Genomic DNA, 20,714 nt, shown 5'->3' with positions numbered 1-20,714 from the left:
GGCTGGCCAATAACCCGCTTGATAAAGGCTTGGTCTTTGGGATATCCTCGACGTTGTAGTTCTGCGGGTGGCTGAAAAACAATAATATCCCCGGTTATGGGAGGGTGAAAATGGTAGGATATTTTTTCAACTACCAAGCGATCGCCAGTATGTAAGGTAGGCAGCATCGAATCAGAAGGTATATAGCGGGGTTCGGCGATAAAAGTCCTGATTAGGAATGCCAAACACAATGCGATCGCAATCAAAATCAGATTTTCTTGCCAACTACGCAATAATTTTAACGAAGCACGCTCTTCTTTTGCATCACTTTCGTGAGGAATCATAAAAGTTTCTAGCCAGTTTCAGAAGTGGAACAAATACCTTGATTATTTTGACTCAAAAGGTATACTGATAGACAAGTTGGGTTATGCATCAACCCATACAGATATTAAATAATACAATTATTGCATCTACCAAAGATAAGCAAAAGTACTGGAAATCAAGTGTGACCTGTCTAAGGCAATATAAGCTAATGATTAGGATTTTTAGATAATTAAAAATCTTAATTCTAATTGCTGCAATTATAAGACAAGTTATGAGGTGATTTTCAGACATTGAAAACTGTGTATTATTATTTCCGACAGTAGAGTTCAGCTATACTCTAATAACTGCCTATAAAAATCTGATTTTATTTTGGAAAAATCTAAGTATATGTAGTAGTGTGACAAACCTAAATTCATGCATTAGATAAACAGAGAAAAGCTTTGATAATACTTGAACTAACGTCATTATTATTTGTAACATTCTAGCTTTTTACGTAGGCAACTGTGTAATATAAATAACGTATTGAACCCTTCGGTCGATGCCGTACTTTCTGCCAAAGCAAAGCCTTAACGCTGCGCTTCTGCCTTTTCGTAGCGTCTCGTAAGAAAAGGGGAGACACTCGCCGTATGATTCCTAAAGCGTTGTAAGCCAACAAGCGTTGGGAACATTCTTGCGGATGAGGTACTCGCTCATCTGAGAAAACCCATCTTCTGCGGACTTCTCACCGTAATGCATCGGCTCTCTACACATATTTCAAAAATTAAATCTGAAGCCTAATATATAAATGCTAATAATTACCGTAATTATACGGTGACGTTGAATATTAAATTGTACTATTAATAATATATGATTTTCTTAAATCTTGGAGAAAAACATTAACAAATAAAAAGCTACGAGCAATTTAGGCTAAAGGATCAGCATCATAAATAGAACTAGGCTGTCGATAAAATCATTTTTGCTGAATTGTTCAAAAGTATCTATATTAACTACAAAATGCCTGTTGGCAATGAGAAACTATATTGAATCAATTTTCGTCCGTTTATTTCATAGAAACTGCAAGGTAACATTCTGTCAGTTGAAAATTTAACTTTTTCTTAAAAAGTAAGTAATGGTAGATGACAGTAAGATATATCTTATCAAGAATAGTACTAATAACTTATTAGTCTCTTTTTTGGAAGATGCCCGTGCCTATAAGTAGTTTTTGATGCTAATTAAATAATTTATTCAGCTGTAAATTATACAACTTTCTTAGAGAATTTTTGTTATAAAAACTTCAGCCTGTCAAAAATGCAAATTGTAGACACGACAGTTTAACTTATCTTATTTGCAAACCTATAAAGCTTAAAAGCAAAATTCTGACTTAGAGGTGAAATGAAAGACATAAACTAATTCATAGCTCCTATTAGGAAGATTTTGGGGTGTAGTTAATTATCTGATTGTCCTCCTTCTTAGACCTAGCGGTAAGAATGTAGAAGTTCAGACCTTGGTTTTTATGAATGGATTGACATTAAACATTATCAAGTATTGTATAAGTGTTTTTCCAAATCTAGAGCATCTAGATTTCAGTTAAAGCTGTATAGTTTGTCTTCTCAATTATGAATTTACATTAGTCTCAATTCTAATTTTCAGGATTACCAGAAAGCAGCCGATATCTAAGATATCTAAAAAAGATGTGCTATAACGTACCGTCATAACGTGGTTGATGGTTCGATGTTTGAAGGAGCTATAAAGTGGAAAACAATAAGTCGTTTCTGTGGCCAGAAGGAATATTAATTGCGCTGCTTGCCTTATGTGGTGTTTTTAGCCTTGCTTTCATGATGCTTCTAAGACCAAATCCTTCTGAGGCTCAGATTAGACAAAGTATAAATGTCAAGGATGTAGCTGCAAATGTAGGAACTCAGCAGCAGATGGAAAAATTAAAGGCGGCGATGCTTACAAGCTGGCAACAAGAAGCACAAAAAAAAGGCCTATCTTACGCTATACCATTACGTTTTCAAGGGGCAATAGTTAAAGCGGCAAAACTGACTAAAGGGGAGAAAGTAATTGCTCTCACTTTTGATGATGGCCCTTGGCCTCAAACCACAGAGCAAGTGCTAGATATTCTGAAATCAAATAATAATATTAAAGGGACGTTTTTTGTCGTCGGTCAGAACCTAAAAAATTATCCAGAATTAGGAAAGCAGATTGTCTCTCAAGGTCACGTCATTGCCAACCATACTTGGCATCACTGGTATCACTCCTTTAATCCACAAGCAGCTGCTTTTGAAATTGACCGCACAACAGACCTAATTTATCAAATTACAGGTGCTAAAACAAATCTCTTCCGACCGCCTGGTGGCATTTTGCACAATGGATTAGCTGCTTATGCTAAAGGCCAAAAATATACTGTAGTGATGTGGTCTGCTGATTCCATAGATTACAAATTGCCAACCGTACCAAAGTTGATCGATAACGTAATTAAAGATTCAAAACCTGGTGGGATTGTGCTAATGCATGATGGTGGCGGCAATCGTTCTAAAACCGTGCAAGCTTTACCAGAAATTATTAGCAACTTTAGAAAGCAAGGCTATCGCTTTGTTACTATTCCAGAACTTTTAGAAATGGAAGATGCAGACCAAAAGTTGCTTGCTAACAAAAAGTAATAATTATTAATTGTGGATAGTTGGTCAGTATTAATTCGCTAACAACTAAAATTATATTTTTTGGTTAAGACTAGTTTTGTCTAGTTTCCGGTGCGAAACTAAAGAACAAATAAACTTAAAAGTAGATGAATAATCTTAGTTATTCAAATGACAGTTTAACCTAGTGATGGAGAAGCAATAACTGTCCAAGCTGCCATATATGTTCCAGCGTATTTATTGGAATAGTCAGTAGTGCTATCGGGAACAAACCAATCAGGAGTTGTCTTCTGCTGTTGAACCTTTTTGTCCAAGCCAATTTGTAGAGAAATATTCTCGTAAACGATTTTTGCGTTTACAACTTCCAGCAATTTTTCTACCAAATTTTGTAGCCATTCTGCCCGAACATAAAGATTATGGGATGGATGGTCACCATAAGCAAAAGGTATAATAAGCACCAAATATCCTTTATCGCTTATTAGCTTCTCCAAACAAAATTGAACGAGTTCTTTATCGTCCTTTTGTTCTAATGTTTCCTTATCGACATTATGAAATAGTAAACCGGCTAGCACTACAGCATCAAATTTTTGATTTTCTGAAGCTAATTCTGGCAGTGCTACCGATAAATCTCTGACAGCAAACTTTTTGTTGGGATATAGTTTTGAACAATAATGAATCGCAGCTTCACTATGATCTATCCCAAGGTAATCACATCGTTCAGGTAGATATTTGTTTAAAGCCGCATTGCCACATCCTAAATCTAACAAAGAGAACGAACGTTGCTTAAAAGCCTGATCAAGATACCAAACTGATGGTGTATATCGGGTAGCATTTTCAGGAGCTTCAAAGTATGAATAATAATCATCTTGGAAACGTTCTTCTTCAGAAGTTTTGCGATCGGGAGCTTGCTCTTCTATAAGCATTTTTATAGACAAATCCTACTTGTTAGTAAACATTTATATGAAAGTTTACCAGCATTGAGGTAATGCCTTCTATACCCAATTAGGTAGATTTCAGGACAGTGCTGATCCCGACTTTATTGCTTAGACTTTTACAGGATCTGATTGCTCAGTCACTTTTGTACCCTTTGCCTAAAGTCCAGTCGTGAATCAGTTAGTAAATATTTCCCCCTTTTTTAGGGGGAAAATTTTTTTCTCGATACGCTCTTTTTAAGGGGTAAATTCAGGCGGCTACTTTAGGCATCGCAAGGTGTTTTCACAGAGAACCTGTTTGTACAGGTTCTCCAATGAGAGAATAGCTTAAGGCTGAGTATGAGAACGGTTACAGTTACTAATGACTGCTTACTAAACTGAACTCAGTTGTTTTTTCAGGATCAGCTTCTGGACTATCAGCTTCAGAAGGTGGAACCAACTGCCAGAATTTCGGCAAAAATTCTTGCCAGTCTTGGAGAATTTTCTTCGCCTTTAGTGAACCAGTGCGTTCCGCATGAGTTTTGATTAACTCTTGCAATTGTTTTGCACCTGCTTCTGTAATCACCCGTTGGATTTTGACAATTTCCGGGTTGACTAACTCACGAAATGAGTCGTCTTCATCCAAAAAGTATGCCAGTCCACCAGTCATTCCAGCTGCTACGTTACGTCCTACTTTGCCGAGGACGACAATTACACCACCAGTCATATATTCACAGCAGTGATCCCCAGCGCCTTCAATCACTGCTATGCCTTTGGAATTTCTTACAGCAAAGCGCTCTCCTGCTAGACCGTTGGCAAATAACATACCACCAGTAGCACCATAGAGGCACGTATTGCCAACTATGACGTTTTGTGATGCTTTATAGGTAGCATCAGTTGGAGGTTTGATGATGATTTCACCACCATGCATTCCTTTACCTACGTAGTCGTTTGCCTCTCCTGCCAGGGTCAGAATTATGCCGGGGAGGTTGAACGCACCAAAGCTTTGCCCAATACTACCTGTGAAGTTGAGATTAATTTGTCCTTCAAAGTCGCTGTCACCGTATTGAGAAGCGATCGCGCCCGCTAATCTTGTGCCTACTGTTCTGTCAGTATTCACAATAGGGTAAGTCTTGGTAACACTAGACTGATCCCTAATAGCAGCCTGAATGTCGCGATCGGCAAGCATCTTGTCATCCAAAACTACACCGTTGCTGTGGACTTCTTCATGCAGCAACCAGCTACGATTTTCTCTGGTATCTGGTAGCTTCAGTAAACAATCCAGGTTCAGTGATTGCGTTTTGGTGAGTTTTGCCTCTGGGCGCAGTTTCAACAAATCTGCACGTCCAATGATTTCTGACAAAGAACGGTAACCTAGCCGTGCTAGCAGACTACGCACTTCTTCGGCGATGAAGTAGAAGAAGTTGACAACCTGTTCCGGGATTCCCGTAAACCGCTTGCGAAGTTCTTCTTTTTGAGTAGCAACACCCACAGGGCAGGTGTTCATGTGGCAAACTCGCGCCATGATACAGCCTTCGGCAATCATGGCAATGGAGCCGAAACCGAATTCTTCACCACCCATCAATGCACCTATTACCACATCCCAGCCACTCTTGAGTCCGCCATCTACGCGTAAAATCACGCGATCGCGCAGGCTATTTTCCATCAAGACGCGATGTACTTCACTTAAACCTAATTCCCACGGCGATCCCGCGTGTTTAATCGAACTAAGTGGTGATGCACCTGTACCACCATCATGGCCAGAAACCTGAATAATATCAGCGTTTGCCTTAGCTACACCAGCCGCGATCGTGCCAATGCCAACTTCTGCAACTAGCTTCACCGACACCTTGGCTTTGGGATTAATTTGGTGCAGATCAAAAATCAGTTGCGCTAAGTCTTCAATGGAATAGATATCGTGATGTGGTGGTGGCGAAATCAATGTAACACCTGGCTTCGAGCGCCTTAACATGGCAATGTATTGGCTCACCTTAGGCCCTGGTAGCTGTCCACCTTCCCCAGGCTTGGCACCTTGGGCAATTTTGATTTCAATTTGTTTGGCGTTGACTAGGTACTCTGGTGTGACACCAAAGCGTCCCGATGCAACTTGCTTGATGGCACTATAGGCTTTATCACCATTTTGCAATCCTTTTAAATGAGGTAAGGTTTGCGAGTGGCCAGATTCGTCTACATCATCTAGAACTGTATAGCGCACCGGGTCTTCGCCGCCCTCTCCAGAGTTAGATTTACCGCCAATGCGGTTCATAGCGATCGCTAAAGTTTCATGGGCTTCTCTTGACAAAGCGCCTAAAGACATACCACCAGTGCAGAAGCGCTTGACAATTTCAGCTACCGACTCCACTTCTTCTATAGGAACCGGAGTGCGATCGCCTTGGAAATCCAGCAAGTCCCGCAATGCCGTTACTGGCCTACCTTGAAGGTGCTTTTTATAAACTTCGTAGTGATCGTAGTTTTTACCATCTAAAGCCTTATGCAGCGCCTTAACCATTTCTGGACTATTCATGTGGTATTCGCCACCAGGACGATACTGCACAAAACCCAGGTTTTCTAACTTCTTGGTCGTCAGTTCTGGAAAAGCCTTGACATGGAAGGAAAGTACTTCATCAGCGAGTTCGCTAATACTCAAACCACCAATGCGGGAAGTCGTACCACGGAATCCTAATTCGATTAAATCCCCACCGATGCCAATAGCTTCAAAGATTTGGGCTGCTTGATAGCTGGAGAGCAGAGAAATTCCCATTTTGGAGAGAATTTTTAGCAAACCTGACTCTACCGCTTTGCGATAGTTTCCTAAAGCTTGTTCTACGGTGAGAGCTGGAATTTTCTCCATAGCCATCAACTTTTGGGTTTTAGGATCAATGCACCAATCACGCACCGTCTCTAAAGCCATATACGGGCAAACTGCACCAGCACCGTAGCCAATCAGACAGGCAAAATGATGGGTACTCCAGCATTGGGCAGTATTGACAATTAGGGATGTTTTCATTCGCAACCCTTCCCGAATCAGGTGATGATGTACAGCACCCACCGCTAAGAGGGGAGGAATGTATGTATCTTCTGGGCTAATACCGTCATTTGCCCTATCGCTTAAGATTAAAATCTTTGCACCTGCCCGGACTGATTGGGCTGCTTGTGCTTGTAAGGATTGGACTGCGGCCTTTAATCCTCCAGGGCCGGTAGCGATCGCAAATAAGGTTGACAACTCAGCCGTGGCAAATCCCGACAGCTTAATTGCCTCTAATTCAGCATCTGTTAACACTGGCGATTCGAGTTTCAGTCTTCGAGCATATTCGGCTTTAGGTTCTAGTAAGTTACCCCGTTCACCCAGTTCGACTTTCAAAGACATCACTAGCTTTTCCCGTAGGGGATCAATCGCCGGGTTTGTCACCTGAGCAAAGCGCTGTTTGAAATAGTCATAAAGCAGGTGGGGTTTTGTTGACAACACTGCTAAAGGAATATCATCCCCCATGCAGAAAGTCGGTTCTGAACCTGCGATCGCCATTGGATGAATCACCATTTCTACATCTTCTGTGGTGTAGCCAAAGGCAGTTTGACGCTGAAGTAAGGTTTGCTTGTCAATTGTGTCAGTTGTACTATGCCCGTTACCATTTTCAACAGCCAGATGTCCATTTCCATTTCCATTCACATCTGACGACTGACTACTGACAATTTGTTTGAGTTCTTGACGGTACTGTTGCAGCCATTCTCCATAAGGGTGTTGCTTGGCGATGCGCTGCTTAATCTCCCAATTCTTCAGCACTTCATGGTTTACTAAATCCACGGCAATCATTTGCCCTGGGCCGAGTCTACCTTTCTCGACAATATCGGTTTCTGGGAAGTCCACTACACCAGCTTCGGAAGCTACAACAATGTAGTCATCTTTTGTGATCACGTACCGAGCTGGTCTTAAGCCATTACGGTCTAGTGTTGCACCAACTTTTTTGCCATCGCTGAATACTAAAAGTGCTGGCCCGTCCCACGCTTCTTGCAGACCACTGTAATATTCGTAGAAATCGACAATTTCTGGAAAGTCACGCAAAGAAGGCTGATTTTGGTAAGCCTCTGGAACCATAATCATTAAAGCTTCCAAGGGGCTGCGTCCAGAACAAACCAACAATTCCAGTACGTTGTCTAGGGTAGCTGAGTCGCTGTTATCAATATGAACTAATGGCTTGAGTTCCTTGATGCGAGTCTCCTGCGGAGAGGCTGCGCCAACGCCCCATACAGGATGATTCAGGGTAGCTTCTCGTGCCATCATCCAGTTGATGTTACCCAACAAGGTATTGATTTCGCCATTGTGACCCAAAAGCCGCATTGGTTGAGCTAGGGGCCACTTGGGCATTGTGTTAGTACTAAAGCGGCGGTGATAGACAGCAAAAGCACTTTTATAAGCTGGATTTTTTAAATCCTGATAAAAGCTACCCAATACGGTGGAACGCACCATGCCTTTGTAGACAATTGTGCGGCTTGATAACGAGCAGATATAAAATTCTTCTGAGATGTTGGTTGCAACTTTACTAATTCGGCTGCGGGTAATATACAACTGTCGTTCTAATTCATCGCCACTTTTGTCAACAGAAGCTAGCAAAACTTGTTCAATCTGGGGTTGATTTTCTCTGGCTTGTACCCCCAGTAAATCAGGTTGCACTGGCACTACTCGCCAACCCAGTACAGTCAATTTTTCTTCGGCAGCTACTTGCTCAACTGTCGTCCTAGCTTTTCGTGCTGCTTCTTGGTCTTGTGGTAGAAATATCATCCCCACAGCTATATTATTAGTGGATGAAAATTCTTTCCCTCTTTGGGCAAAGTCTTGTTGAAATAACTCCCAAGGGATAGCTGTCAATACTCCAGCACCATCACCAGAGTCTTGATCAGCGCTACAACCTCCCCGGTGTTCTAAGCAGCTTAAAGCACCTAAAGCTTTTTCTACAATTTCGTGGCTAGTATGATTCTGGCGATGAGCAATAAAACCGACACCACAGGCATCTCGCTCCTCTACTAACCACTTTTGCCCCTGATAGGTATCTCTTGAGTTTATATCCGCTGTGATTGTCTGATCTTGATTCATCGGTTTATTATTCATACCCTGTTCCTGAAGTATTGAGTTACCAATTTTGCCACTACGTTATGGGAAAAATTTTCTAAATTCAGTGATGGAGAAATATATAAGCACCGAAATTTAGGGAAAAAAAATTTTAACTTCGGTTTTACTTTGTTAGTTAACCCGTGTTAAAATATTTGCGTATTTTTTATGTATTTATGCGGTGTTAGACAAGTTACCTCCGCCAAGACATCATTTTTGCCCTGACAGTTTCTCTTTTATATTTTGAAGCTAAGTATTTTCTCAATTCCCTTTTCCAGATGCACGCTAGCTACTCATAGAGCCTATTTCGGCTCACCTGAAACCAAAACTAAAACTGAACGCTGTATTATCTTCTAAAGCTAAAGCCATCCTGATCCAGCAATAAAATCAGCGTATTACAATATATACCCATTTGACAATTCCCAAATATCGTTGTTGTCTAAAGTTGTGCTACTTATCAGTAGCAATATGTATTACTATTAACTAAACCTCACTGAAGCAACAACGGTAGCAACCTTCAGTCGGGATTGAATATCTTAATCCAGTTTTGATAACCAAAACTACCGTGTATGGTCTAGCTAAAATGAGTGCCAGTTAAAACACTTGATTGCTATGGCTTTAGCGTCTAAATTTTTTTTATATCTAAAAGAGATAACTAGCCAATATATAGAATAACATATTTTTTAATAAAGGAAGTCATGTTTTTTATATTTCCAAATAATTAGTTAGTTTATACCTTGAGTAATAGTTTTCAAAAGTACCTATTAAGTTATGGTAAAAATACCGAATTCTTGCCAATCAGGGATTGGCAATGGCTCTGCCAACGCCAAGGGCGATCGCAGATTTTTCCGGGCTACTGTCTCACCAATACTTTTAACATTACTGTGCTTAAGCACTACCTGTGCTACCAACGCCCAGGAGTCTCCAAAAAACGCCCAATCAATACCAAGGCTGATCTCCCAGTCACCTGCGCCTCCTTTAACAGGCGCAGTGTCCTCTGGTAATCAAATTTCTCTCAATGGTCGTACTTTACCAGGAACTTGGTTGCAGCGACCTGGAAAAGGTGGTCAGATGACAACTCATCTCAGTGATGGTGTATTTAGGCAATTAATTGGAGTAAATTTCTTAAATAGTAGTAACTCAGCCAGGCAACCAATACAGTGGTTTTCATCGGTTACAAAGCCACTGGTTTTAACCACCAGGCTACTAGGAGCATATCGCTATCTGGATATTAGCAATTTTGCTCAAACATCTGGATGGGAAATCCGAACCAATGGCAACATTTTGGTGATTGCTACCCCAAAAACCCAAGTCACAAATATTGTTCAGAGCCAGGAACCTCTATATGCGAGTGCCCCTTTTCAACACGCTCGGATTCTTATCGATTTAGATCGTTCAACTCCCTGGCAAGTTGCACAAGGGTCAGTTATTAAAAAAATTCAAACTCCATCTTCTGATCTAGACACGCCAATTCCCAAACCCACTACACCGCCAAATCGAGAGTGGACAATTACCCTGGATGGAATAGCCGATCCCGTTTTGATAGAACGCTATACCCCCCAGCCACCAGCACCACCACCAACATTGCTGCCAAACCTGCTCAAACAACTATTACCAGTTACACCAACAGAACCAGCACCAGCCCCAGCGCCTGAACCACTAATTCAACAAGTGCAGGTGGTGAAAAACCGAACCATTATTAGTCTGAGCGTTCCCTTCGGTCTATCGCCTCAAGTTAGTACTGTAGCTAACCCCAATCGCCTGATTATCAATATTCGACCCGATCCCCTAGAAGAACGAGATATTACTTGGGCCCCAGGATTGCGCTGGCGACAGAATTATGTCAACTTAGGCACAGAACGCTTTCCGGTGGTCTGGTTAGAAGTTAATCCCCGCAAATTTGGGTTAACGTTGAAACCCATGTGGGCTAGTCCTGATGGGCTTGCGGGTATTGCTCCCTTAATTCAAACAGCACAACGTTACTTAGCAGTAGGTGGAATTAACGGTGGTTATTTTAACCGCAATAACAAATTGCCCTTGGGTGCAATTCGTCGGGATGGTCAGTGGTTATCAGGCCCTATTCTTAATCGAGGTGCGATCGCTTGGAATGATTCAGGCCAATTTTACTTCGGTCGTCTCACTTTGGAAGAAACTTTAATTACGGCAAATGGCCAGCGCCTACCAATTCTGTTCCTCAATAGTGGTTATGTCCAGAGTGGGATTGCCCGTTACACCCTAGCTTGGGGAGCAACTTATACGCCTTTGACAGATAACGAAATTATTTTAGTAATACAGAAAGACCAAGTTACTCAACAGTTACCAGGCGGTAAAGTTGGTGAAACGGCGGTTCCTATCCCCCAGGATGGCTACCTATTAACTTTACGCGCCAACGCTGCTAGTGCGGCATCACAGCTATCTATCGGAACCGCAGTAAGCATTTCTAGCGCCACTGCTCCCACTGATTTTAGTCGTTATCCGCACATTATTGGAGCTGGCCCACTATTAATCCAAAATCGTCAAATTGTCCTTGATGCCAAAGGCGAAAAATTCAGCAATGCTTTTATTGCCGAAAAGGCTATTCGTAGCGGTATTTGCACAACAGCAACAGGCACATTGATGATTACTGCTGTGCATAATCGTGCAGGCGGTTATGGGCCTAATTTGGCAGAACACGCCCAATTGATGCAACAGATGGGCTGTGTAGATGCCCTAAATTTGGACGGTGGTAGTTCTACTAGCCTTTATTTAGGAGGACAGCTACTCGACCGATCGCCTAATACTGCTGCTCGTATTCATAATGGAATTGGTATTTTCCTGAAACCACGATAATCAGGTAGTAGGAAGTAAGGAATGGGGAACTTATACTGAGCGCAGCCGAAGTATTGGGAAATGGAAAAGTCTCTTAATCAGCAATTCCCAATGCCCCATCTTTTTTAAAGCTTAGAATAAGCTGTCATTTTGCTTGATAAAGACTTAGTGTAGATCAAGAGTTTTAGTAGTGATGATTTACACCGTCGCATTTGATTTTGCTATGTTTATCAAGGTGCGACAAAATTGCTGATTTCTAACGTTGCAAGATAGCGCCAGATTTTTGATCAATAGTTTAAGAGTATTAACGGTTTGTTATGTCTCCAAATGAGGTAACGATGGCTCGATATCAAGAAACTACACAGACTGAAACTCTACACATACCCCCAAGCATCACTTCTAGAGGCGTTGCTGCAACTGAATTACGTCCTTGGGGTGCTTTTACAGTTTTAGAAGAAGGGCGCGGATACAAAATCAAGCGCATCGAAGTTAAGCCCGGACATCGCCTCAGTTTACAAATGCACCACCACCGCAGTGAACATTGGATTGTCGTATCTGGTACAGCTAGGGTAACTTGTGGCGAGAAAGAGATACTACTGAGCAATAACGAATCAACCTATGTACCCCAATGTACATCTCATCGTTTAGAGAACCCTGGTGTGATCCCCTTGGTGTTAATTGAAGTGCAAAATGGCGAATACTTGGGAGAGGATGACATTATCCGGTACCAAGATGACTATGCCCGTACTAAGGATTAAAGCTCTAATTTAAAAACTTAATACATTTTTGTGCAAACCGTTTTTGGTGAACACCGCGCCCCAGAAGTCCCCACCTATTTAAGGTAGGGACTGAAGCGCATTGTGCTATAAATGTAGTAATAGCGATCGCGCTCATGGCTTAGATAATCTAGAATATTTGAGAAGCAAGAGTTAACCCATCTGTCTATAAAATAGAAGATGGGGTATTTAATTGCAAAATAACGAGTTCCATGATTCATCTGAGTCAAGCAGCCGCAAGTGAAATTGGGCGAATAAAGTCCAAGCAGCAGCCAAATGTCTTGTTTCGATTGGCAGTCAAACCAGGTGGTTGTTCCGGGTTATTTTATGATATGTCCTTCGATGAAGCAATAAAAATTGGCGACCAAGTTTTCGACTTGGATGAAATTAAAGTAGTTATAGATGTTGACAGCTTAAATTACCTCAACGGTTTGAGGGTGGATTATTCAGAAGACTTAATGGGTGGTGGTTTTCGGTTCGACAACCCACAAGCGATTACAAGCTGTGGCTGTGGTAATTCATTCTCCACAACTAGTTAATAGTCCTTAATTAGCGATCGTTTGCCGATAAATAATAAAGGAAAAATGACCAATGATTAGCGAAAAATAACAATTGACATAAAACCATAAAAAAAGATATAATTAGGATTTGTTAAAACTTAGACATATAAGCAGCTTTACGCGCTGTAACTCATGCCAACAATACAGCAGCTAATACGTAACGAGCGCGAACAAGCGCGTCAGAAAACCAAGTCCCCGGCTCTGAAACAATGCCCCCAACGTCGGGGAGTTTGTACCAGAGTATACACGACCACACCAAAAAAGCCTAACTCAGCTCTACGTAAAGTAGCAAGAGTCAGACTTACTTCTGGATTTGAAGTCACAGCTTATATTCCAGGTATTGGTCACAACTTACAAGAACACTCAGTTGTAATGATTCGTGGCGGTCGGGTAAAGGATCTACCAGGTGTGAGATACCACATTATCCGTGGCACCCTAGATACAGCCGGAGTCAAAGACCGCAAACAAGGACGTTCCAAATATGGAACCAAGCGTCCTAAAGAAGCGAAAAAATAGGATTAGACGATTAATCGAACCCAACACGATTAATCGTCTACCTGAGAAGTGTCTAAGGACAAAAAGCTATCAGGGTCTGTGTTCTAAGAGCAGTGATGAAAACTGCTCAAGTCTGTTTAAAAAAATCAAGCAAACTACACTAAGCGAGCAAGTGTAGAAGTTCTGAGGAGAAGGCTGTAACCCACAGCAGAATTCTAATCTGGACATTGAGGTTTAGAATATTATCCCCTTAAGTATTTAGTTGCAGGTAGCAAGTCAATGAATTTTAGATTTTAGACTTTCCTGCGGAACGCTGCGCGAACGACTACGCTCAGTCGAGCGATTTGCAATTTTGGATTAGTCGAACCCACAAGGGGACGAGGCTTACAGACTTTTGATTTTTTCCAATCCTTGTGGTCGGAACATCTACCAAAAACTCTAATCCAAAACTGGCAGTCAAATAAGTCAGCCTCGCTGCAACAGTCAAAAACAAAATTGAAAAAGCCTGAGGGTTGGGTTCCACAGCTTTTACTTTCCGGTGTCTGATAGCATATAATTTCGTTGCCAATTCCGAATTAAAGGTGAAGTATGTCTCGTCGTGGTGTTATTCAAAGGCGCCCAGTTCCGTCTGACTCTGTATATAACAGTCGCCTTGTGAGCATGATTATCAGGCGGATCATGCGTCATGGTAAGAAATCACTTGCCGCACGGATTGTTTATGATGCATTAAAAACTATCGAAGAACGCACTGGTGCTGGTGCCTTAGAAACCTTTGAAAGAGCAGTGCGAAATGCCACGCCTTTAGTAGAAGTAAAAGCTCGGCGAGTAGGCGGAGCAACCTACCAAGTACCAATGGAAGTGCGTACAGAACGGGGTACTACCCTAGCACTGCGTTGGTTAGTGCAATATTCCCGCTCCAGACCAGGCCGGACAATGGCAAGCAAACTGGCAAATGAATTAATGGATGCTGCCAACGAAACAGGCAATGCTATTCGGAAACGTGAAGAAACGCACCGGATGGCGGAAGCTAACAAAGCATTCGCACACTATCGTTACTAAGTAGAAAAGCGATATATCGCCTTCCATAAGCGGTATATCGTATGATTTACAAAAAGAAGACGGTTTTCCCTAAAAGTATAGAATCTTAACAAAGAGTAATATACAAGATATCATGAGGCAAAAACTATAGGAGGTAGCTGTGGCACGCACGATCCCGCTAGAGAAAGTACGCAACATTGGTATTGCGGCGCATATAGATGCGGGCAAAACAACAACAACAGAGAGAATATTATTTTACTCTGGGATAATTCATAAAATTGGCGAAGTTCATGAAGGAACTGCCGTCACAGACTGGATGGAGCAGGAGCGGGAGCGGGGAATTACCATCACTGCTGCTGCTATCAGTACCAGTTGGAAAGATCATCAAATAAACATTATCGATACTCCGGGTCACGTAGACTTCACAATTGAAGTTGAGCGTTCCATGCGCGTGTTGGATGGTGTAATCGCAGTATTTTGTTCTGTGGGCGGCGTGCAACCGCAGTCTGAGACAGTGTGGCGGCAAGCAGAACGCTACAAAGTTCCTCGGATAGCCTTTATCAACAAGATGGATCGCACCGGAGCGAACTTTTATAAAGTTCACGATCAAATCCGCGATCGCCTGCGGGCCAATGCGATCGCTATTCAACTACCAATTGGTAGTGAAAACGACTTCCAAGGTATCGTTGACCTAGTAGGGCAACGTGCGTATATTTACGCCAATGACCAAGGTACTGATATCCAGGAAACCGATATCCCGGAAGAATTGCAAGCGCAGGTAGAAGAATTCCGCACCAAGCTTATAGAAGCGGCAGCAGAAACCGATGATGCTCTGATGACTAAGTACTTCGAGGGCGAAGAACTGACAGAAGAGGAGGTTCGGACTGCCTTGCGTAAAGGCACAATTGCGGGAACGATTGTACCAGTACTTTGTGGTTCAGCATTCAAAAACAAAGGCGTGCAGTTGATGCTGGATGCCGTTGTAGATTACCTGCCAGCGCCAAGTGAAGTACCGCCAATTCAAGGCTTACTGCCCAATGGCGATACTGTTGAGCGGCGGGCTGATGACAACGAACCCCTAGCAGCTCTGGCATTCAAGATTATGGCTGACCCTTACGGTCGCCTGACATTTGTTCGCGTTTATTCTGGTGTCCTGAAAAAGGGCAGCTACGTTCTCAACGCTAGTAAGAATAAAAAAGAACGGATTTCCCGCTTAGTTCTAATGAAGGCAGACGATCGGCAAGATGTCGATGAACTGCGAGCAGGTGATTTAGGAGCAGCTCTGGGATTGAAAGACACCTTGACAGGTGATACCCTCTGTGATGATGGATCGCCAGTAATTCTGGAATCCCTATTCATTCCTGAGCCTGTGATCTCGGTGGCGGTTGAACCCAAAACCAAGAACGACATGGACAAACTGTCCAAGGCTCTGCAATCTCTCTCAGAAGAAGACCCCACCTTCCGTGTCCGCGTCGATCCGGAAACAAACCAGACCGTGATCGCGGGAATGGGAGAGCTACACCTAGAAATTCTAGTAGACCGGATGTTACGAGAATTCAAGGTGGAAGCGAATGTAGGTGCCCCACAAGTAGCTTACCGAGAAACAATTCGGAAAGCTGTGAACAAAGTTGAGGGGAAATTCATCCGCCAAAGTGGTGGTAAAGGTCAATACGGTCACGTTGTGATCAATTTGGAGCCTGGAGAACCCGGTACTGGCTTTGAATTCGTTTCCAAAATTGCTGGCGGTACAGTACCTAAAGAGTACGTTGGCCCCGCAGAACAAGGGATGAAAGAAAGCTGCGAATCCGGTGTTCTAGCTGGATATCCATTGATTGACGTTAAAGCGACCCTAATTGATGGGTCATACCACGATGTAGACTCTTCAGAAATGGCTTTCAAAATTGCTGGCTCAATGGCGATGAAAGAGGCTGTGCTGAAAGCTTCACCTGTCATCTTAGAGCCTATGATGAAAGTTGAAGTTGAAGTTCCTGAAGACTATATGGGGAACGTCATTGGCGACCTCAACACCCGCCGAGGGCAGATTGAAAGCCAAAGCACCGAAAAGGGACTCGCTAAGGTAACATCCAAAGTTCCACTGGCGAGCATGTTTGGCTACGCCACTGATATCCGGTCAAAAACGCAAGGTCGGGGTACCTTCACGATGGAGTTCAGCCACTACGAAGAGGTGCCTCGCAGCGTAGCTGAAACTATCATTGCAAAAAGCAAAGGGAACGCTTAGTTAAAATAAGGAAATGAGCATTCATGGCACGCGCAAAGTTTGAAAGGAATAAACCCCACATTAATATCGGTACAGTTGGCCACGTTGACCACGGTAAAACTACCTTGACAGCAGCCATCACCATGACCTTGGCAGCTATGGGTCAGGCTGTAGCTAAGGGCTACGACCAAATTGATAATGCCCCAGAAGAAAAAGCACGGGGTATTACCATCAATACCGCTCACGTAGAGTATGAAACTGCAAATCGGCACTATGCTCACGTAGACTGTCCAGGACACGCTGACTATGTCAAGAACATGATCACCGGTGCTGCCCAGATGGACGGAGGTATCCTCGTAGTTGCTGCTACCGATGGCCCTATGCCCCAAACCCGTGAACACATCTTGTTGGCAAAACAGGTAGGCGTTCCCAGTCTGGTTGTCTTCTTGAACAAAGAAGACTTGATGGATGACCCAGAACTCTTGGAACTAGTAGAACTAGAACTTAGAGAACTGCTTTCCAGCTACGATTTCCCTGGCGATGATATCCCCATTATCAAAGGCTCTGGTCTGCAAGCTCTGGAAGCAATGACCAAGAATCCTAAGACCCAACGCGGTGAAAATCCGTGGGTAGACAAAATCTACGAATTGATGGATGCTGTAGATTCTTACATCCCCACTCCTGAGCGGGATGTTGATAAACCCTTCCTGATGGCTGTAGAAGACGTTTTCTCAATTACAGGTCGTGGTACTGTCGCCACCGGTCGGATTGAGCGGGGTGTAGTCAAAGTTGGCGATAACGTTGAACTAGTGGGTATCAGAGATACTCGCGCTACTACCGTAACTGGTATTGAGATGTTCAAGAAGAGTCTTGACCAAGGTATGGCTGGAGATAACGCTGGCGTACTACTTCGGGGTATCCAGAAGGCTGATATTGAACGGGGTATGGTCATCGCCAAACCTGGTTCGATTAAACCTCACAATGAATTTGAAGGTGAGGTGTATGTCTTAACAGAAAAAGAAGGTGGTCGTAAGACTCCATTTTTCGCTGGCTACCGTCCCCAGTTCTACGTGCGGACAACTGATGTAACTGGTACCATCAAAGCTTACACCTCCGATGAAGGCAAAGAAGTAGAAATGGTGATGCCAGGCGATCGCATCAAGATGACAGTAGAATTGATCAACGCGATCGCTATTGAACAAGGAATGCGCTTCGCTATCCGCGAAGGTGGCCGCACCATCGGTGCTGGTGTCGTCTCCAAAATTATCAAGTAGCACCTTTTCGCTCATAACAAAGGAGCAGAGATGGTATAATGCCTCTCTGCTCCTTTCTCTTCCCTCTATAAATAAGGTAATAGGTTACAGGGGACAAGTAATAGTTTTCTGTAACCTTTACCCTGTAACCTTTAACCTGTAAATACTCCCTTAATTACGCAGAACCTGGACAATTAAAGATGGCAACTCTACAGCAGCAAAAAATTAGAATTCGCTTACAGGCTTTTGACCGACGCTTATTAGACACATCTTGCGAGAAGATTGTAGACACAGCTAACCGCACCAATGCTACAGCCGTAGGCCCAATTCCTTTACCAACAAAACGCCGGATCTATTGTGTACTGCGATCGCCTCACGTAGATAAAGATTCACGGGAACATTTTGAAACTCGTACTCATCGCCGGATTATTGACATTTATCAGCCTTCTTCTAAGACTATTGATGCCCTGATGAAATTGGATCTACCATCGGGTGTGGATATCGAAGTTAAACTTTAATTAGTTATTAGTCATTAGTCATTAGTACTCAGACAAAAGACAAATGACATTAGTATGAATTTTTACGTAGCCCTGAAGAAATATATCTCAGGGCTTTTATTTAGCTAAGAAACAAATGATAGAATGTAGACAAAGTACGGGCAAAGCAGAGAAAAAGAAATTTTAAAGATTAAGTTTATACCAAGGTAACAATGACATCATCTTCTAAAATTGCAGTTCGTGAACTACCTCTGTTCCCGTTACCCGAATTAGTTCTGTTTCCTACTAGACCATTGCCTTTGCACATCTTTGAATTTCGCTACCGAATCATGATGAACACGATTTTGGAGAGCGATCGCAGGTTTGGTGTTTTGATGTTCGATCCAGCCAAAGGTACAATTGCAAACACTGGTTGCTGTGCCGAAATCGTTCATCATCAACGATTGCCAGATGATCGGATCAAGATGTTGACGTTAGGGCAGCAAAGATTCCGTGTGTTAGAGTATGTTCGTGAAAAGCCATACCGCGTTGGCTTAGTTGAGTGGATTGAAGATCAACCACCTACAAAAGATTTGCGACCTTTGTCTTCTGAGGTAGAACAACTACTGCGAGATGTTGTGCGTCTATCGAGTAAATTAACCGAGCAAAATATCGAACTACCAGAAGATTTGCCTGACCTACCAACAGAGTTATCTTATTGGGTAGCCAGTAATCTTTACGGTGTTGCCGCAGAGCAGCAGTTGTTGTTAGAAATGCAAGATACTGCAACTCGTTTAGAGCGGGAAGCAGAAATTTTAACCTCTACTCGTAATCACTTGGCAGCTCGCGCTGTTCTTAAAGACACATTTAATGAAAAGTGATGAATGAAGAGTTAGAACTGAGAAGTTAGGAGTTAGGAAGAAATAACAAAAAATAATTTATATTCTCTAACTGATAACTAATAATTCCTAACTGATAACTAAGGTAATTTCTCATAAAGAATATACTCAGGTTTACGAGTTTCGACTTCTCTGTGAGATGCTACGCGAACGCTCAACTCTCAATCCCTTAGTTGGTTGAGCAAAGTCGAAACCAACGGCGGCGTAGATTTATTAACGGAAATTGCTTAAGCTTGTTAACTCGTAATTCTTAACTCCTAACTCCTCAAGTAAGAGCGCTGATCGGCAAAATATTGTAAGCGCCAAGAATTTTTAAAATCTCTGTGTGGATAGTTAATTCTGCTAAAGCAGATTGCATTTGTGTTTCCTTGGCATCCGCTTCTAAATCCATAAAAAATAAGTATTCGCCTAGCGATCGCTTCGTCGGACGAGATTCAATCCTGCTTAGATTAATTCCTAGTTGAGCAAATATTTGTAAAGGTTTGACCAATGCTCCGGGTGTGTTGGTAGGCATACTAAAAGCCAGCGATGTGTGGCTAGCATTTGTTTGTGATGCCTGATATCCAGCGTTCGTTTCACCCTGACTTACTACCCAAAAACGAGTGCAGTTTTCTGGATAGTCGTTGATGCCGTTAGCAAGTATTGGCAGGTTGTATAGTTGAGCGGCTCTACTAGAAGCGATCGCTGCTATTGTTGTTTCTTCTTCCAATCGCTGTAGTGCTTCAGTTGTAGAATTGCTGGGAATAATCTGTACAGTCGGAAGAAACTGCTCTAACCATCCCTGACATTGTGCCAAAGCTTGCGGGTGAGAGTAAACAGTTTTAATTTTATCTAAGCTAGACGCGCAAGAAATTAACGTATGGGCAATGGGTAATACCAAAGCCAACTGAATTCGCAAACTGTCTAACTGCCAAAGTGTATCCAGTGTTGTGGTAACACTCCCTTCAATAGAATTTTCCACTGGAACAACAGCTATGTGAGCTTTACCATCAGCAACAGTGTGCAGTGACTGAGAGATGGTGGGATAGGGAGATAACGTAGCTTCAACTCCCGTACTTTTAGTTAGCCAATTGACATAAAAAACAGCTGCTTGTTCTGCATAAGTGCCAGGAGGCCCTAAATGTGCGATCAATAAAGTCATCCTTTTAGCCTTGAGTTGCAAGTTTAATGCGTAAACACAGATTATGATATTTTGGATTTGGCAAATATAGCAGTTCTAAATTATTTGTAAAAATAAATTAACCGCAGAGGCGCA

14 protein-coding genes are annotated in these 20,714 nt (G+C 42.6%); 10 read left to right on the top strand and 4 right to left on the bottom strand.

The features are described 5' to 3' along the window. On the bottom strand, positions 1–323 hold a 323-nt coding region (lepB, locus tag H6G26_RS05600), incomplete at its 3' end, for a signal peptidase I (protein WP_190728301.1). 1,710 nt (positions 324–2,033) lie between these two features. Between lepB and H6G26_RS05595 the strand changes: the two genes are divergently transcribed. Next, the gene (locus H6G26_RS05595) at positions 2,034–2,945 is read left to right on the top strand and encodes a polysaccharide deacetylase family protein (protein WP_190728300.1); all 912 of its coding nucleotides are present in this window, start codon (positions 2,034–2,036) and stop codon (positions 2,943–2,945) included. A gap of 155 nt (positions 2,946–3,100) precedes the next feature. Here H6G26_RS05595 and H6G26_RS05590 read toward each other — a convergent pair whose 3' ends face one another. Both H6G26_RS05590 and gltB read right to left on the bottom strand, forming a co-directional pair. Continuing rightward, entirely contained in the window at positions 3,101–3,844 is a 744-nt protein-coding gene (locus H6G26_RS05590; protein ID WP_199326644.1) for a class I SAM-dependent methyltransferase, read from the bottom strand. A gap of 367 nt (positions 3,845–4,211) precedes the next feature. Further along, complete coding sequence (gltB, locus tag H6G26_RS05585; protein WP_190728299.1) at positions 4,212–8,936, bottom strand: glutamate synthase large subunit; 4,725 nt, start codon at positions 8,934–8,936, stop codon at positions 4,212–4,214. 771 nt (positions 8,937–9,707) lie between these two features. Between gltB and H6G26_RS05580 the strand changes: the two genes are divergently transcribed. From H6G26_RS05580 to H6G26_RS05540, 9 genes are all read left to right on the top strand, one after another. Next, positions 9,708–11,765: a phosphodiester glycosidase family protein gene (locus H6G26_RS05580; protein WP_190728298.1), complete on the top strand. Its 2,058-nt coding sequence runs from the start codon at positions 9,708–9,710 to the stop codon at positions 11,763–11,765. Positions 11,766–12,082: 317 nt separating this feature from the next. Continuing rightward, positions 12,083–12,502, top strand: a complete 420-nt coding sequence (locus H6G26_RS05575) for a cupin domain-containing protein (RefSeq protein WP_190728309.1) — start codon at positions 12,083–12,085, stop codon at positions 12,500–12,502. Positions 12,503–12,732: 230 nt separating this feature from the next. After that, positions 12,733–13,059: an iron-sulfur cluster assembly accessory protein gene (locus H6G26_RS05570; protein ID WP_190728297.1), complete on the top strand. Its 327-nt coding sequence runs from the start codon at positions 12,733–12,735 to the stop codon at positions 13,057–13,059. A gap of 153 nt (positions 13,060–13,212) precedes the next feature. Next, a complete protein-coding gene (gene rpsL / locus H6G26_RS05565) occupies positions 13,213–13,596 on the top strand; it encodes a 30S ribosomal protein S12 (RefSeq protein ID WP_012410236.1) in 384 nt (127 codons plus the stop codon). Positions 13,597–14,163: 567 nt separating this feature from the next. Continuing rightward, positions 14,164–14,634, top strand: coding sequence for a 30S ribosomal protein S7 (gene rpsG, locus H6G26_RS05560; protein WP_069070112.1), 471 nt, complete (start codon positions 14,164–14,166; stop codon positions 14,632–14,634). Between the two features lie 139 nt (positions 14,635–14,773). Continuing rightward, the gene (gene fusA / locus H6G26_RS05555) at positions 14,774–16,852 is read left to right on the top strand and encodes an elongation factor G (RefSeq protein ID WP_190728296.1); all 2,079 of its coding nucleotides are present in this window, start codon (positions 14,774–14,776) and stop codon (positions 16,850–16,852) included. Between the two features lie 23 nt (positions 16,853–16,875). Then, positions 16,876–18,105 (top strand): elongation factor Tu, encoded by a 1,230-nt coding sequence (gene tuf / locus H6G26_RS05550; protein WP_109011175.1) that lies wholly within the window; start codon positions 16,876–16,878, stop codon positions 18,103–18,105. Positions 18,106–18,284: 179 nt separating this feature from the next. Beyond that, the gene (gene rpsJ / locus H6G26_RS05545) at positions 18,285–18,602 is read left to right on the top strand and encodes a 30S ribosomal protein S10 (protein ID WP_017320518.1); all 318 of its coding nucleotides are present in this window, start codon (positions 18,285–18,287) and stop codon (positions 18,600–18,602) included. Positions 18,603–18,793: 191 nt separating this feature from the next. After that, positions 18,794–19,441: an LON peptidase substrate-binding domain-containing protein gene (locus H6G26_RS05540; protein ID WP_190728295.1), complete on the top strand. Its 648-nt coding sequence runs from the start codon at positions 18,794–18,796 to the stop codon at positions 19,439–19,441. Between the two features lie 283 nt (positions 19,442–19,724). On the opposite strand, the gene pheA is transcribed toward H6G26_RS05540, so the two are convergent. After that, positions 19,725–20,600, bottom strand: a complete 876-nt coding sequence (pheA, locus tag H6G26_RS05535) for a prephenate dehydratase (RefSeq protein ID WP_190728294.1) — start codon at positions 20,598–20,600, stop codon at positions 19,725–19,727. Between the last annotated feature and the right edge of the window lie 114 nt (positions 20,601–20,714).

The organism is Nostoc sp. FACHB-888, from assembly GCF_014696655.1.
Taxonomy (GTDB): domain Bacteria; phylum Cyanobacteriota; class Cyanobacteriia; order Cyanobacteriales; family Nostocaceae; genus Nostoc.
Note: the sequence above shows the minus strand (reverse complement) of the source record. Positions and strands in the feature narration are given on the sequence as shown.